The sequence below is a fragment of the uncultured Thiodictyon sp. genome, assembly GCA_903837595.1.
Classification (GTDB): Bacteria; Pseudomonadota; Gammaproteobacteria; order Chromatiales; family Chromatiaceae; genus Thiodictyon.
This window is the reverse complement of sequence record CAILVI010000359.1, coordinates 1-15,601: the sequence shown is the minus strand read 5'-3', so window position 1 is coordinate 15,601 and position 15,601 is coordinate 1. Positions and strand designations below refer to the sequence as shown.

Genomic DNA, 15,601 nt, shown 5'->3' with positions numbered 1-15,601 from the left:
GTCTTCGCCTATCTGCCGCGCCACACATGGATCCGGATGCCAATCGTTCGGCCAGCTTCAATTTTTTCCGCGCCAAGCTGTGCGGACTTGCCCACGAGGAGGACTCGCCAGCATGAACGATGACGTCAAGACCTGCCCCTGCGCTGCGGCCCCCTGGCCATTTGAGGCCTATGCCTATACCATCAGCCCGGTGCCCGCCGAGGATGGTGGGGGTTTTTTGATGACCTTCCCGGATTTGCCGGGCTGCATGGCCGATGGCGCAACCGCGGCCGACGCCATCGCCAACGCGCGCGCTGCCTTTACCGCCACCGTGTCGTCGCTGTACGCGCTGGGTCGCGAGATCCCCGCACCGACCTTCAGTCCGGACACGGCAGGGGCGCGCGATGCGGCTGGCCGGCTGGTGGCGCGCCTGCCGAAATCCATTCACACCAGACTGGCCTATCGCGCCAAGGCCGAGGGTGTCTCGATCAACGCGCTGGCGTTGACCTTCATCGTCGAGGGCCTGGGGCGGCGCGAGCCGCCGGTTTGATCACTCGACTTTGAGTATTAAAGATGAACTATACCGCCATCCTCGACGCGCTGGGCCAGGCCAGCCTGTTTCAGCTCTATCGCCTGAACGCGGCCATCACCAACCAACTCGATGACCCGGCGCGCATCGCTGCAGTGAAGGGGGTGCTGCGGATCGGTCAGACCCTGCGTTGGTTCGACAGCGCGGAGAACCGGCTGGTGGAAGCGAAGCTCGTGAGCGTCAACCGGACGCGGGCGCGGGTGCAAAATGTCGCCGACGGCAAGATCTGGAACATTCCGTTCTATTTCATCGATCTCGACGGTCAGGACGTGGCCATCGCCGCGCAGAAGCGCCAGCGGCTTGATCGCAATAGTCTGCGCGTCGGCGATCGGGTGGGCTTTAAGGACGGCAGCGGCCAGGAGCGGTTCGGCCAGGTGGTCAAGCTGAACCAAAAATCCGCGTCGGTGCAGGTCGATGCGATGCGCTGGCGGGTATCCTACGGGCTTCTGCTCTCAGTATTCGATGGCACTCTGGGGGATGAGCAGCAGGCGTTGCCGGGGCAGTGGATCGCGCTTACCGACGAGGCGGAGGGTGGCGGCTCCGTATCGCTACCGGGCCAGTTGTCGTTCTGCGAGTTGGACGATGACGATGACGATGATCCCGAGTTCGCGTGAATCAGGACCCCGTCTTCGTGTGCCCGCCCCTCACGAAGGCGCGCGCCCAGCGCGACCAAGTGCGTGGCGTCCAGGGGCTCAAACGCAGTGCCCGGGCGTGCCAGGCCAGCGCCTGGGTGCGTTGGCCCGCGCGAGCATAGAGGAGCCCAACCTCTGAGCAGCGGGCGGCGAGCTTGCGGCGCGCGGCGGGCAGGTACGTTTGCAGCCGCGTGTCGCTGGACCAGCGCGGGTGGCGGGCGATGCGCTCCAGGGCCGTCTCCTGGACCGCGATCCCTTCGTCGAGGATGGCGATGCGCCCGTGAGAGAGGTTGCCGCCGTGCCAGCAGTAGTCGATCAGGACCTGCGGGACCGCGGCGATGGGGGCCTCTTCGGCCAGCCGCAGCCACAGGTCCCAGTCCCCCGCCAGGTGGTAGGCGGGGTCGAAGGTGCCGACCCGCGTGAGCACCGAACGGCGCAGTAGCACGGTGGAGGCGGCCATGATGTTGACCCGCAGCAGTCGGCCCAGGGCGTCGGTCTGGTCCAGCGGGACCTGCAAGGGGTTGTGCCGCTCCGGCAGTTCCCGGCCGGCCGGGTCCACCCCGCGGGTGTCGGTGTAGCACAGTCCAAGCGCCGCGTCGGCGTCCATCAGGGCAAGTTGGCGTTCGAGCTTCTGCGGCCACCAGGTGTCGTCCTGGTCCAGCAGGCCGACGAACTCACTGTCGCTGGCGGCGATGGCGGCATTGCGGGTGGCCTGGGTGTTGCCGTGCCGTACCCGGATCAGGCGCACCGGCGGGCCGAAGGCATCGACGATGGCGGCGGTGTCGTCGCTGCTGCCGTCGTCCGCCACCAGGACCTCCAGATCGGTGCAGGTCTGGGCCAGCACGCTGCGGATGGCGCTGCCGATGAAGGCCGCGCCGTTGTGGGCTGGGATGACGGCGGTTATTCGGGGCATGGTGGTAGTCCCAGCGCGTTCAGGTAGGCGTCGGCGCTGGCCTCGATCCCATAGGGGCGAGCGGCCTCGCGCAGACGCTCGGGGGGGAGCGGGTGGTCCACGGTCGCGATCAGCGCCTGCGCCAGGGCCGCGTCGTCGTCCACCGGGACCAGTGGGCCGTAGCGGCCGTCGGCCAGTATCTCCCGCGGGCCGCTCGGGCAGTCGGTTGCCACCACCGGGGTGCCGACTGCCAGGGCCTCGATCGGTACGAATCCCAGCCCCTCCCAGCGTGAGGTGAAGGCGAACACGTCCGCATGGGCCATGTAGGCATAGGGTTCCGGAACATAACCGGGAAGGGCGAAGGCGTCCGCCACACCCAACTGTGCGGCCAGGGCAAGCAGTGTGTCGCGTTCCCCGCCCCGGCCCAGGATCATGAGTCGGCAGGGGCGCTGTGCCCGCACCCGCGCAAAGGCGCGCAGCAGGGTGTCGAAACCCTTGCGGTAACACAGTTCCCCCGCGCTCAGGATCAGGGGCGCCGCTGGGTCGCCGAGCCAGGGGTGGTCCGGGCGGGGCAGCGCGGCCGTGAACAGTGACTCCGGCACCACCGGTGAGGGTACGACCCGGATCAGGTGGCGAGCGAGTCCCGTATAGGCGGCCATGTCGTCGGCGACCCCGGCGCTGGTGACGATGACCTGGTCGGCGAAGGGATAGAGCCGGCCCATGGAGTTGCGCTGCACCCAGCGTTCCAGCGGGCCGCGGGTGGCGAGATCAATCGAGATGGTGGTGCCGGAGCTGAAGACGAGGCGGGTCGGGATCTCGGTCCCGATCCGGGCCAGGGTGCGGGCGAACAGCGCGGTGCGGTTGACCCGGTCCTTGTCTGAGAGCAGCACTGCCGGGCGTTCGCGCCGCAGATAGCGGGCGATGGCCGGGAGACAGGCGTAGGTGTGGCGGGAGCCCAGATCGATGACCCGCACCCCCGGCGGGATCTCCGGCAGGTTCGGTCCGTGCCGACGCACCTTGAGGAGATCCACCCGGTAGCCGCGCCGCGCGAGGGCCGGGATCAGGTGCCCCGCTGCCCGGTCGACACCGCTGTGGCCGGAGGTGGAGAAGAAACAGGCGATACGGGTGGGCATGGGCGCGTTGGTTCGGGCTTCAGTCAAAGCGGTCATTGGATTCGGTGATCAGTCGGCGAAACACGCGAAAGAAACGGTTGGCGATTCGCCGACCCCTGTCACAGCGCTCGTGACACCTTGATCGCTATTCGGGCCTTGATCACCGGCAACCCGTCGCGGCCTGGGGGCCGCTCCTACGGCCGTAGGAGCGGCCCCCAGGCCGCGACCAAAGCCACCCCGGCAGTGGCCGGAATCATGGTCAAAGCCGCCATTCGGGCCATCGGCACTCGGGGCGCGCACCGCCCAACACAGGCGTGACACCGCTGGAGCGGTGTCACGAGAGGTAAGCGGTGTCACGAGAGCTAAACGACGGTGCATCGGCCGCCATCGGGTGCCCGCTAGTGTTTTCAGACCCACTCCAACGGGTCCTCATCCGGTGCCGGTTTGAGCCCCGGCTCTTCGATGAATATCCGGTGCCAGATGGCGAATTGCATAAGGCCGAAGAGTTCCCGGGCGCCGCCCCGGCCGGCCTGGCGGGCCGCGACCAAGGCGGGTAGGGCGTCGGGCTCGAACCACTCGCGGATGCCCTGGTTGGCGGCCAGACGCTCACCCAGGCGCCGTGCCAGGTCGCCGGTCAGCCAGTCACCGACCGGGACGTGGAAGCCGCGCTTGGGGTGCTCCAAGTGGCCAGGCGGCAGCAGCGGCTCGGCCCAGTGCCGCAGCAGCCATTTGCCGTGGTGCCGCCGCACCTTGAGCCGGTCCGGGAGCGAGAGGCCGAATTCGACGATCCGGTGGTCGAGAAAGGGCACCCGACCCTCGACCCCAAACGCCATGAGCATCCGGTCGGTCTTGACCATCAGGTTGTCCGGCAGGGACGTGACCAGATCGGTGTATTGGCGGCGCTGCATCGCCGACCACCGCTTGGGCGTCGCGGCCCAGGCGGCGAGGAAGGGGGCGCGGTCGGTCCCGGGGGCGCCGCGCAAGGTCGGGCCGAAGACCCGCTGCGACCAGTGCCGCGACCACTGTCCGCGGGTGCGGAAACCCCCACTGCCGGGGTGGATCAGGGCCTTGAACCAGCGCTCCAGTGGACGCGGGTGATAGCGGCGGTAACCGGCAAAGGCCTCGTCGCCGCCCTCGCCGGAGAAGACGACCTTGAGTTCGGCCCCGGCGGTCTGGGCGAGGATGGAGGTGGGGAGGCTCGCGTAGTCGCGCATCAGCTCATCCGCCGCCCAGATGGTATGGGGGATGCGCTCAAAGACCTGCTCCAGGCTGAGCTCCAGCGGCCGGTGGTCGAAGCCGAAGTGGGCCGCCACCCGCGCCGCCTCGTCCAGTTCATGGGCCATGGCGGTGCCGCGGTAGCCGACCGAGAAGGAGCGGATGCGTCCGGCCCCGTGGGCGTGGAGCAGTGCCGCCAGGACGGCCGAGTCCACCCCGCCGGAGAGGAAGAGCCCGAACGGCACATCCGAGCGCATGTGCTCCTGCATGGCCAGGTGCATGAGTTCGTCCAGTTCCGCCTGGGCCTCCTCATGGCCGATGCGGCGGCGGGTGACGGTCAGCGGCGACCAATAGCGGTGGTGCTCGAGCTTCAGATCCGGGTGGACGATCAGGGCCTCGCCGGGCAGCACCCGGCGGATGCCCTGGAGCACGGTCTCCTCCCCCCCGGCGAACTGGTTCTGCAGGAAGCGCCGCAGTGCCCCCGGGTCGATCTCCGGCCGGCCCGGGAGGCAGGGCAGCAGGGCCTTGATCTCGGAGGCGAAGGCGATCCGATCCGGCAGCCTGACGTAAAACAGTGGCTTGATCCCGAGTCGGTCGCGCGCGAGCAGCAGTTGACCGGAGCGGGCGTCGTGCAGGGCAAAGGCGTACATGCCGCGCAGGCGCGCCAAGCAGTCGAGCCCGTGGACCGCGTAGGCGTGGAGGATGGTCTCGGAGTCTGAGTCGGTCAGGAAGTGTCGCCCGGCCCGGCGCAGTTCCTCGTTCAGCTCAATATAGTTGTAGACCTCGCCATTGGCGGCCAGGGTGAGTTGCCCGTCGGTGCTGACCATGGGTTGGTGGCCGGTGGCGAGCCCGATAATGGACAGCCTGGTCTGGGCTAGCCCCAGCGGACCATGGTAGTGGCTGCCGTGGTCGTCCGGTCCACGGTGGGCCAGGGTCGCGGCCATGGCGCGGAGTTGGTCCGGGTCCGGGCGCAGACCCGGGCGCATCAGGATACCGGCTAGGCCGCACATGGCGTCTGCCCCCCAGTTTCGTGGTGGCGAGTGGCGCTCATCGCGGTGCCTCCGGGGGACTGGCCGCGGCGGTTGCGGGTAGGCGGTTTTCGTCCAGCACCACCCCGTGGTCGGTCTTCAGAACCAGTTGCGGCAGCGGCTTCCCCAGTGGGAGTATGCGGATATCGCCCGTCCTGGTGACCATCTCGATGCGCTCCCAGTCGCTCGGCTCAATGCCGACGGTGAGTGAACTGTCGCGTTCGGTGAAGACCCCGGTGTGGGTAACGGTGTAGGTCAGGGTGGTGGCCGTCTGCTCGAGCTGGCCCCGCACGCGGTTGGTGGGTAGGCCGAAGCCGCGCCCTTTCAGCCGAATGGAGGCGGCCTCGCCCGTCGGGCCCAAAGGGAACAGAATCAGGGTCGCCGTGTCCGCCACCAGTCGCAGGGTGCGTGGTTGGGGGTCGGCGGCCAGTGCCTGGATACTCAGATTACGCGTCTCCTGCACCGGGGTGGCGAGCAGTACACCGAACAGCAGGAGCACCGTGGCTAGCAGATAGGCCGTGGCGGTCCAGGCCGGGTGACGCAGTGGCCGCGGGGCGAGTGGCGGCCGGGCGGCGGCCGCGTCCTCCAGTTGGGGCAGCCGCAGGACCACCCAATACAGGACGAAGGCGATGCCATAGACCATCACCGCGGACCAGATGACGTCCGACAGGAAGTGATCCCCGGCGGTCATCCGCCCGACCCCGAGCAGGGTGCCCAGGACCGCCGAGACGACGAGCGCGGCCCAGGCCAGCCGTGGCCGACGGCGCAGCCAGATCAGCGAAAAGGCCCCCAGGGCGAAACCGACCGAACTGTGACCGCACGGGAAGGACTTGCCCTTCAATTCGGGGGTGCGTGCGAGCGGCGGGACATAGGCGTGGGTGCCACCCAAGTCGAGTGTCTGGTGCGGTCTGGGGCGTCCCCAATAATCCTTGAAGACCCCGTTGATGACCAGACCCGGCCCCAGTAGGGTCACCGCCAGGACGAAGATCGCCGAGCGGCGTCGGCGCCGCCAGGCGGGCCAGAGCGTACCCGCGGCGATGGCGAGCAGACTGCCCATCAGGATCAGACCGCTGAGCAGTGGGGATGCCTGATAGAAGAATACCCACAGGCTCGCGCTCGACTCCCACCAAGGGTCCGGGGCCGCACCGTGGTAGAAAGGCGCGGCGGCACGCAGGTCCAGGTCGCTCAACCAGAAGGGCAGGGTACCGATCAGGGCGAGCAAGGCCAGGGCCAAGAGTTGTGGGAGCCAGTAGCGACGTGAGTGTGTGGGTGTCTGCACCGGGGAATTGCACCGGGGAAATGGCACCAGGGGGAGTCGCTGGTGGTTGCTGGGGGCGGCGCGCGCGGGCCGCCGGGGTCGTCGAGAGGGGAGGTTATACGTCCGGCGCCGGAATCTCAATTTTTTGGCGGCGGGGGCGGCGTTGGGTGGCCCGGGGGGTTACCATTCCCATTTCAGCGTTGCGCGGGTTCTGGTCGCTCCAGGTGGTGCCCAATGCCGGCCTAGCCCCGCCCTTTTCTTGACTGTTGCGAGCGCGAACAATCAATGCGTGCGACCTTACTCGCTTTCCTCTTTCTCTTCGCCTGTCTGCTCCTGGCCGCCGTGCTGAGCGTTCCGCTCGTGCAGACCGGGTGGATCGACGCGCCATCCGCGCGGGTCGTGGGTCGCCTGGCCCAGGTCTTTATCCTGCTCGGTCTGTTGGTCTTTCTGCGGCGCCTCGGGCTCGCCAATCGGGCTTCGCTGGGATATGGGGTCCCCGGACCCGAATTGCGCCGCGCGCTGGGCGGCGGCTGGCTGCTCGGGGTGATCCTGCTCGCGGTGCCGGCACTGCTGCTGGTGCAGGCGGCGGTCCTGGTGCCGGTCACGGCGCCGGACTGGGCGCTGATCGGGCGTAAGTCCTCGCAGGCCCTGGCCGGTGGTCTGCTGATCGCCCTCCTGGAGGAGACCTTCTTTCGCGGGGCGCTGTTTAGCGCGATTCGGCGGCGCGAGGGTTGGGTCGCCGCGGCCCTCTGGCCCGCGGCGCTCTACGCCCTGGTGCACTTCCTGAAACCGGGGCGACTCCCCGCGGGGATGGCCTTCGACTGGTCAGGGGCCTTCTATATGGTCTCTCACGTCTTCATCGATGGCCTGCGGTGGCAGAACCTGGACTCACTGGCCGCCTTGTTCGTGGCCGGTGTGCTGCTGGCGCTGGTGCGCGAGCGCACGGGTCACATCGGTTGGTGCATCGGTCTGCATGCCGGGTGGGTCTGGTTGATCCAGACGACGCGCGCCCTGACTGACGCGAACCCTGACGCTCCGCTGGCCTTCCTGGTGGGGAGTTATGACGAATTCATCGGTGCCCTGATGCTGGCCTGGGTCGGCGTGGTGACCCTGGCCTACTGGTACTGGACCGGGCCGCGGGTCGCGCGCCGCGGCGGGTGCTCAGGCCCCGCAGTCGGCAGTCATGGCGCGGATAGGGGCAAGTAGGCGTGCGTTTTCTACACTCGCTGATCGTCTTCGCTGTTTTTTCCGGGCCTGCCTGGTCGCTGGAGGGGTTGGATGCGCTCACGGCCAAGACCGTGAGCGCTCTGTCGGGTGCCGCCGCGCCGCGTGCGGTGTTGATGAGCCCAACCGATTGTTATGACGCCGCGACCGGCATGAGCTTGCCGCTGGCCGTGGAACTGCGCTCGCGGGTGGTGGCAGCCCTGCAAGCGGCCGATTTCCATCTGGGCCAGCCGCCGGCGGCCATGACCGATGTCTGGGTCTTGGAGTGCCATTGGAAGGTCGCCGGGGAGCGCCTGTCCGTCACCCTGACGGCCACGCCCTGGGTGGCGGGTCAACGCGGGACCGTCCAGGTCCTCGCCGGATGGTTGCCGGTCACCCCCGCCGTGAGCGAGCTGCTGCGGCCGGATTTGGCCTCTTACGGCCGCACCCTGGTCCACCGCCTGGCACTGGAGGAGCACCTCAAGGAGCCGTGGCGGGTCTACCTGCGCCCCCTGGAGGTCGGGAGCGTCGTCGGCGGCCGGCCCGCCAATGACTTCTTCAACACCTGGCTGAGCCAGGCCGTGGCGCAGAGCAACCTGCTGATCGCGGTGCAGAGCGCGCAGACGCTCGCCGCCTTGGACAAGTCGACCCTGCGGACCCGGGGCATCCGCCCCAAGGCCGCGACTGGCATGAGTCTGACCGGTGACCTGGTGGCGGCGCAGGGGGAGGTCTCGGGCGCGGTGGTCTTGGGCCAACAGCAGGTCCGGATCGACAGTGTGCTGCACGACGCTCAGGGCCAGGCCCTGGTGCAGGCCGCCGTGGAGGTCCCGCTCGCGGTGCTGCCCGCGACTGTGGCCGCCGATCTGGCCGGTGCGGGCGCGTCGGGCGACGCGGCGCAGGCGCCGCTATCGCGCCGGGGATTGGCCGTGGAATTGTCTACCTCGCACGGCGAGGGCAAGGCCAAGTACCGGATCGGCGAAAAGATCGCCTTCCTGGTCAGGGTCAATCGCGACGCCTATGTCTACCTGTTCGATCTCGACGCCCAGGGCGAGGCGACCTTGCTGTATCCCGCCTTTCAGGTCAAGGCGACACCCTTGCCCGCGGGCCAGCCGTTGCTGCTGCCCGACGACGGCATGGCCTACGCCCTGGAGGTGACCGAACCGCCCGGACGGGATCGGGTCTGGGTCGTGGCCTCGGAGCGCCCGCTCGACCTGCCGCCGGAATTGACCGGCGAATGGGCCAAGGCCGCGACCATCATGGACCGGGTCAGGGGTTTGGCGGGCCCGGACGCCGCCTACGCCGAGGCCCAATTGCTGCTCGATACCAGCCGTGAGTGAGTGGTTCCACCTTGCCGACTGTCCCGGAGACCGACAATATGCCGCTGAATCCTCAACCACCCCTGACCTGCAAACCCCTGTTTCGGACACTGGGGGTCTGGATGCTGAGCGGTGCCCTGGCCAGCATCCTGCCCGCGCCGCTGGCGGCTGACGACATCAAGAACGCCGCTGAGATCGTCAACACCCTGTCCGCCGAGGCGCCCCCAACTACACCCGCCGGTCAGCCTGTCCCGCGGTCCCGCGGCATCAAGCCCCAACGCCCGGTGAGCGCCCCGCCACCGCCGCGCCACATCGACCTCACCATCCACTTCGCGACGGGGTCCGACGCCATCGATCCCCGCTCGCGCCCCCAGGTCCAGCAGATCGCCGAGGCGGCCAGGCAACTCAACCTCGGTCCCTCCCAGCTCCAGATCATCGGCCATACCGACAGCCGCGGCCCCGATGACGAAAATCTGACGCTCTCTGAGCGTCGCGCCCAGGCGGTGAAGCGCACGCTGGTCGCTGATTACGGTCTGCCCGCCGACAGCCTGTTGGCCGAAGGCAAGGGCGAGACCGAACTCCTGGTCAACCCGGAGCTGGGTCCCGCGGACTTGGCGCAAAACCGCCGGGTCGAACTGCGGCTCGTGCCATCAGCCGCGGCTGTGCACTAGGTCGACGCGCCATGTCTACACCGACCATTCTGCAGACCGGCCGCCGCACCCTGGTGACGCCGAGCCCCCCGCAGACCCTGGGCAAGTATCGGATCGACAAGGTCTTGGGCGAGGGCGCCATGGGGACCGTCTATCAGGGATTCGACCCGGTACTCGAACGCGTGGTGGCGATCAAGACCCTGCGCAGTCTGCTGCTCGATGCCGGCCAGGACGGCGAATACCTGGAACGCTTCCGCCGCGAGGCCAAGGCCGCCGCCGCGCTCAATCACCCTAATATCGTCACGGTCTATGAGTACGGTGAAGACGACGGTATCCCCTATATCGCCATGGAGCTGATCGACGGTCAGGACTTGGGCGCCCATGTCCGTGCCAATGGCCTGCCGCCGCTGGTGCAGACCCTGGACCTGATGCGCCAACTGCTCGCCGGCCTGGCCTACTGCCATGCCCAAGGCATCGTCCATCGCGACCTCAAACCGGCCAATTGCTTCAGGTTATCCAATGGCCTGATCAAGATTGCCGATTTTGGTATCGCCCGCGTCCTGAACTCTGACCTGACACACTTCGGTGACCAGCTGGGTTCACCCGCCTATATGTCCCCGGAGCAGTTTCTCGGCGAGACGATCGACATCCGTAGCGACCTGTTCTCCGCGGGTATCGTCCTGTATGAACTGCTGACGGGCGCGCGCCCGTTCGCTGGACAACGGATGCCGGACATCCACTACCGGTCGGTGACCTCGGTCGACCCGAAACTGCCCCCGGCCGTCGACAAGGTGCTGCGCAAGGCCCTGGCCCTGCGGCCCGCGGACCGGTTTCAGAGCGCGGATGAGTTCGCCGCCGCCCTGGCGGGACTCCAACCAGGGCCCAAGGTGCGCCCATGGCAGCGCCTGGTGTGGCCGGCCGCGGCCTTCATCGTCGTGGCCCTGGCCGCGAGCGGGGCCTGGCTCTTTTGGCCGGTCGCACCGCCTACCAAACCGGGGACGATCCAGGTCGCCACTCAACCGCCCGGGGCCACCGTTTGGCTCGCCGACCGGCCGCTCGGCACCACCCCGTACCGCTTCGAACTGCCCGCCGGTCGGCACGCGATCATCATCAAGAAGGACGGCTACGCGGACCTGCCGACCAACCTGGAGGTTGAGCCCGGTGCCGATATCGACTTCGAGCTGCCGCTGGTGCGTTTGAAACCATAGCACTCGCGGCGGCGCACGCTCGGGCCGCCCGGGCGGGGCCCATCGCGGTGACGCGACGGATCAGTGCGTGTCGCCCTGCAGCCAACGGCGCAGCTCGGGCAGGTGTCGACGGCTGACCGGCAGTCGCTCCGGACAGTCGTGCAGCCGCACCGCGGGGCCGCCGGTCGCGGTCTTCTCCAGGGCCAACAGCCGGGAGCGCGCCACCAGCGCGTTGCGGTGGACGCGCAGGAAACGATCGGCGAACTCCTCCTCCAGTGCCTTCAGCGATTCGTCCACCAGGAGTTCGCCCCCGGTGTGCCGGACCGTGACATATTTGTGCTCGGCCTGGAGAAAAATGATGTCATCGATCGGCACGGTGTGCACGCCGCCCCGGTAATGGGCGCTGAGCGAGAGCCGTCGCTGCGGGTGGGGTGCGGCGCGGGAGTCGTCGTCAACCACCCGGCTTGTCGTCGCTGTGTTCATGGATGGACCGCGTTCTCCACCAGTGGGTTGAAGGGCCAGCGGGGGCGCGCGTCGGCAAGGGCCTGGAGTCGTCGCGCGGCCGGTTCTCGAGTCTACAAGGGGGGCTTGTCCGTCTTGCTGTCCTGTGCCGACGGGTGCCCATGTAGAATGACCAATTTATCACCGGTCCGACCTCATGATGCACGAGCCCAGTCAAACCCCGTTCGCCGTCGCCGAGAAACCCTGGGCCGGGCGCTTCAGCGCCCCGACGGACGCCTTCGTCGAGGCGTTTACCGCCTCGGTCGACTTCGATCGTCGACTCTACCGCTACGACATCCAGGGTTCCATCGCCCATGCCACCATGCTGGCCCGCCAGGGCATCCTGAGCCAGACCGAGGTCGATCAGATCGTCGCCGGCCTCACGGCGGTGCGCAACCGCATCGACGCAGGCGACTTCGTCTGGTCCATCCCGCTGGAGGATGTCCACATGAATGTGGAGACGGCCCTCACGGCGGCCATCGGGGAGGCCGGCAAGCGCCTTCACACCGGGCGCTCACGTAACGACCAGGTCGCCACCGACGTGCGGCTGTGGCTGCGCGATGAGATCGACACCATCCGTGAGGCAATCACCCGCTTTCAGGGCGCCCTGCTGGACCTGGCGGAACGCGAGGCGGACACGGTCATGCCCGGGTTCACGCACCTCCAAGTGGCCCAGCCGATCACCTTCGGCCATCACATGATGGCCTGGTTCGAGATGTTGGAGCGCGACCGCGCACGCCTGGCCGATTGCCGCGGCCGCGTCAATGTCATGCCCCTGGGGGCCGCCGCCCTGGCCGGCACCACCTACCCCATCGACCGCCAGTTTACCGCGGAACTCCTGGGTTTCGACCACCCGGCGGAGAACTCCTTGGACGCCGTTTCGGATCGGGACTTTGCCATTGAGTTTAGCGCCGCGGCGGCGATTCTGATGATGCATTTATCGCGCTTTTCCGAGGAGCTGATCCTCTGGTCCTCCGCCCAGTTCGCCTTCGTGGAGCTGTCGGACAGCTTCTGCACCGGCTCATCCATCATGCCGCAGAAGAAAAATCCGGACGTGCCGGAGCTGGTGCGCGGCAAGAGCGGGCGCATCTTCGGCCATCTGATGGGGCTGCTGACCCTCATGAAGGGTCAACCGCTCGCCTATAACAAGGACAATCAAGAGGATAAGGAGCCGCTCTTCGACACCGTGGACAATGTGAAGGGCTGTCTCAAGGTCTATGCCGACATGATGGGCCATGTCACCTGTCGGCGGGAGCGGATGCGCGCCGCCGCCGCCCAGGGATTCAGCACGGCCACCGATCTCGCGGACTATCTGGTGCGTAAGGGCATCCCCTTCCGCGACGCCCACGAGATCGTCGGCCAGGCGGTGGCCTTGGGGGTGCGGGAGGGGCGTGACCTCTCACTGCTGACCATCGAGGAACTGCGCGGGTTTTCGGATCGCATCGAACCCGATGTCTACGCCGTCCTGACCCTGGATGGCTCGGTGGCCGCCCGCGACCACCTGGGTGGCACGGCGCCGGCCCAGGTGCGTGCCGCCATCGCCCGCGCCCGGGTCCGGCTGGCGCAGGGCTAGCGGCCGTGGACAGCCTGGACGATCTCAATGCCCGCCTGGTCCGCTTCGCCCAGGAGCGCGACTGGGAGCAGTTCCACTCACCCAAGAACCTGTCCATGGCCCTGGCCGGGGAGGTGGGCGAACTGCTGGAACACTTCCAATGGCTGACGGAAGAGCAGAGTTTGGACCTGGCGCCGGACAAGAAGGAGCAGGTGGCACTGGAGGTGGCCGACTGTCTGATCTATCTGATCCGGCTCGCCGAGCGGCTCGGGATCGACCCCATCGCTGCCGCCTACCGCAAGATCGCCATCAATGAGCAGCGCTATCCGGCGGAGTTGGTGCGAGGGGATGCGCGGCGGGCGGGGGAGTATGGTTTGAAGGATGAAGGATGAAGGATGAAGGGTGAAAGATGAAGGGTGGGGACTCGATCAGCGTTTCGGCCACTGATGCAACTGGCGCGAAGCGCTGCGGCCCTGGGAGCGCCGCACCCCAGTGCGGCCCGGCCTCGCCCTAAGCCGCAGCGGCGCGGTTCGTGGCGGGGTGGCGCTCGTAACACCGCTCCAGCGGTGTTACGCCTGTGTTTGGCGCTCTGCGCCGGGAGCGCGGAAGCCGTCAGGGCCACCGAAGGACCGCTTGCAGCCACGCCCGCTTCTCCTCAGAATTCGCGTATGACAGCGCCAGACACACCCGAGGACGGCTGACCGAGAACGCTTGAGGAACCGCCATGGACCACGACCAGAACTTCAAGAACCTGATCGTTGATTATCCGCGGGAGTCGCTGCGGTTCTTCGCGGCCGACGAGGCCGAGGGCGTTGACGACCAGGCCCGGATCATTCCGATCCGCGAGGAGCAACTGAAGGAGCGACTGGGCGAGCGCTTCCGTGAACTGGACGTGCCTCTGCTGGTCGAGTGGCCGGACGGTCGCCGCGAGGCCCTGCTGTTCGTGCTGGAGGAGGAGACCGAGGCACGCCGGTTCTCGATCCATCGGCTCGCCCACTATTGCCTGGATCTGGCCGAACTGTTCGGCACCGAGCGCGTCGTGCCGGTCGCCATCTTCCTGCACAAGGGGCAGCGACCAGCGCAGTTGCTGCTCGGCGGCGATCGCCAGCGCTATCTCGCGTTCCGCTATCTGTCGTGTAGCCTGTTCGATTTAGACTGGCAGACTTACCGCGACAGCGATAACCTGGTCGCAAGGCTGAACCTCCCCAACATGCGCTACCGCGCCGAAGAGCGCGTCGCAGTTTATGCGTGGGCGGTGCGTGGTCTGCTGGCCCTCGAACCCAACCCCGAGAAGCAACTCAAATACGTCCAGTTTGTCGATATCTATGCCGCCTTGAGTGACGCTGAACGCGAACAGTATCAACACGACTATCCCGAGGAGACGAAGGCCATGGTTTCATTCCAGACCCGTTTTGAGCAGATCGGCGAGCAGCGCGGCAAGCAGATTGGTGAAGCCGCCATGCTACTGCGAATCCTGGAGGGCAAGTTTGGTGCGGTATCGGATCAGCAGCGCCGGCACATCCAGGCCGCCGATGCCGATACGTTGTTGACATGGTCGGATCGCGTCTTGACTGCCGGGAATATTGATGAGGTTTTGCATTAAGCGTGCGTCGAGCCGCAATTGCTGCTTCAGCTATCCCCGTTGTCTTTGATTATTGCCGGCCGCAGCATCTGACCCCGTTCTCGTGACACCGCTCCGGCGGTGTCACGCGTGTCCCAGGCGCTGTGCGTCCCGAGTGCCGGCGACCGGAATGATGATCAACGTACTTTGCCCGGAGCCGATCCATGCTTGCCATTACCGTTGACATCCCCGATGAACTCGCGGCCAATTTCGATACCCCCGACGCGATCCGTAGGGCGCTGTTCGAGGATTTCGTCATCGAGCAGCGCCAACGCGGCGTCATCAGCCTGGGTAAGGCGGCGGAGTTGCTCGGTATTAGCTATCCCGAAGTCTTTGAGCTCCTTAGCAGCAAGGGGCTCAGCCCGATCAACGCCAGCACTCAAGACCTGGACGAGAGCTATCGTCGATTTGTTGAGTTGATGGACAAGGCGTGATTGTCGTATCCAATGCCAGCCCGGATCAAGTATGAAGGATGAAATACGATCCCTTGTATCCCTCGCCCTTCAGCCTTGGTCATCATTCCGGCCAGTGGCGGCTCGTCAGCAACTGGAGGTCGAGGCTTTAGCCGGTGGCGGTACCCGAGATGCCCAAGCGAAGTCAGTGGCGCCTGCACGTCGGACCGGCTAACGGCCATGGCAGCCAGACTAACCACCCTGGACGATGAAAGTCCGCCGTGGGAGCGGCTTTAGCCGCGACGAGGACACGGAAGCTTGCGCGGTCCCGTCGCGGCTAAAGCCGCTCCCACTGGGTACGAGCCTGGCCTTCACGGTAACGGCCATGGCGCCCGCACCACCCCGCAAGATGAAAGGGGCGGGCGCCTTGGCCGTTCCCCTCCCCGGCCCTCCCCCAATAGGGGAGGGAGAATT

At 67.2% G+C, this 15,601-nt stretch carries 15 protein-coding genes; 10 read left to right on the top strand and 5 right to left on the bottom strand.

Translation table 11 applies throughout. The features are described from left to right. The first annotated feature begins 112 nt into the window (after positions 1-112). Together QZY44_RS20445 and QZY44_RS20440 are read left to right on the top strand one after the other, a co-directional pair. On the top strand, positions 113-529 hold the full coding sequence (locus QZY44_RS20445; protein WP_295451007.1) for a type II toxin-antitoxin system HicB family antitoxin: 417 nt from the start codon (positions 113-115) through the stop codon (positions 527-529). A 23-nt stretch (positions 530-552) separates the two neighbouring features. Next, entirely contained in the window at positions 553-1,182 is a 630-nt protein-coding gene (locus QZY44_RS20440; RefSeq protein WP_295451004.1) for a hypothetical protein, read from the top strand. Between the two features lies 1 nt (position 1,183). Here QZY44_RS20440 and QZY44_RS20435 read toward each other — a convergent pair whose 3' ends face one another. From QZY44_RS20435 to QZY44_RS20420, 4 genes are all read right to left on the bottom strand, one after another. Further along, positions 1,184-2,113, bottom strand: a complete 930-nt coding sequence (locus QZY44_RS20435) for a glycosyltransferase (RefSeq protein WP_295451001.1) — start codon at positions 2,111-2,113, stop codon at positions 1,184-1,186. Further along, entirely contained in the window at positions 2,101-3,225 is a 1,125-nt protein-coding gene (locus QZY44_RS20430; RefSeq protein ID WP_295450991.1) for a glycosyltransferase, read from the bottom strand. The genes QZY44_RS20435 and QZY44_RS20430 overlap by 13 nt, the downstream gene beginning before the upstream one ends. Before the next feature lie 386 nt (positions 3,226-3,611). Beyond that, the gene (gene asnB / locus QZY44_RS20425; protein ID WP_295450987.1) at positions 3,612-5,429 is read right to left on the bottom strand and encodes an asparagine synthase (glutamine-hydrolyzing); all 1,818 of its coding nucleotides are present in this window, start codon (positions 5,427-5,429) and stop codon (positions 3,612-3,614) included. Positions 5,430-5,466: 37 nt separating this feature from the next. Beyond that, positions 5,467-6,726: a phosphatase PAP2 family protein gene (locus QZY44_RS20420; RefSeq protein WP_295450984.1), complete on the bottom strand. Its 1,260-nt coding sequence runs from the start codon at positions 6,724-6,726 to the stop codon at positions 5,467-5,469. Between the two features lie 264 nt (positions 6,727-6,990). Between QZY44_RS20420 and QZY44_RS20415 the strand changes: the two genes are divergently transcribed. Genes QZY44_RS20415 through QZY44_RS20400 form a run of 4 tightly spaced genes read left to right on the top strand, consistent with a single transcriptional unit; the run spans position 6,991 to position 11,082 of the window. Further along, positions 6,991-7,911 carry a CPBP family intramembrane glutamic endopeptidase gene (locus QZY44_RS20415; RefSeq protein WP_295450976.1) on the top strand — a complete coding sequence of 307 codons (921 nt, stop codon included), beginning with the start codon at positions 6,991-6,993 and terminating at the stop codon, positions 7,909-7,911. A 2-nt stretch (positions 7,912-7,913) separates the two neighbouring features. Continuing rightward, positions 7,914-9,245 (top strand): DUF4384 domain-containing protein, encoded by a 1,332-nt coding sequence (locus QZY44_RS20410; protein ID WP_295450974.1) that lies wholly within the window; start codon positions 7,914-7,916, stop codon positions 9,243-9,245. A gap of 38 nt (positions 9,246-9,283) precedes the next feature. Further along, a complete protein-coding gene (locus QZY44_RS20405; RefSeq protein ID WP_295450971.1) occupies positions 9,284-9,895 on the top strand; it encodes an OmpA family protein in 612 nt (203 codons plus the stop codon). 11 nt (positions 9,896-9,906) lie between these two features. After that, positions 9,907-11,082 carry a serine/threonine-protein kinase gene (locus QZY44_RS20400; RefSeq protein WP_295450969.1) on the top strand — a complete coding sequence of 392 codons (1,176 nt, stop codon included), beginning with the start codon at positions 9,907-9,909 and terminating at the stop codon, positions 11,080-11,082. A gap of 60 nt (positions 11,083-11,142) precedes the next feature. Here QZY44_RS20400 and QZY44_RS20395 read toward each other — a convergent pair whose 3' ends face one another. Beyond that, positions 11,143-11,544 (bottom strand): LytTR family DNA-binding domain-containing protein, encoded by a 402-nt coding sequence (locus QZY44_RS20395; protein ID WP_295450967.1) that lies wholly within the window; start codon positions 11,542-11,544, stop codon positions 11,143-11,145. Positions 11,545-11,722: 178 nt separating this feature from the next. On the opposite strand from QZY44_RS20395, the gene argH reads away from it, so the two are divergent. The 4 genes from argH to QZY44_RS20375 all read left to right on the top strand — a co-directional run bounded on the left by argH (position 11,723) and on the right by QZY44_RS20375 (position 15,169). Continuing rightward, a complete protein-coding gene (gene argH, locus QZY44_RS20390) occupies positions 11,723-13,135 on the top strand; it encodes an argininosuccinate lyase (protein ID WP_295451137.1) in 1,413 nt (470 codons plus the stop codon). Positions 13,136-13,140: 5 nt separating this feature from the next. Beyond that, positions 13,141-13,506, top strand: coding sequence for a nucleotide pyrophosphohydrolase (locus QZY44_RS20385; protein WP_295450965.1), 366 nt, complete (start codon positions 13,141-13,143; stop codon positions 13,504-13,506). Positions 13,507-13,838: 332 nt separating this feature from the next. Beyond that, a complete protein-coding gene (locus QZY44_RS20380) occupies positions 13,839-14,717 on the top strand; it encodes a hypothetical protein (RefSeq protein ID WP_295450963.1) in 879 nt (292 codons plus the stop codon). Between the two features lie 182 nt (positions 14,718-14,899). After that, the gene (locus QZY44_RS20375) at positions 14,900-15,169 is read left to right on the top strand and encodes a UPF0175 family protein (protein WP_295450961.1); all 270 of its coding nucleotides are present in this window, start codon (positions 14,900-14,902) and stop codon (positions 15,167-15,169) included. Positions 15,170-15,601 lie beyond the last annotated feature (432 nt).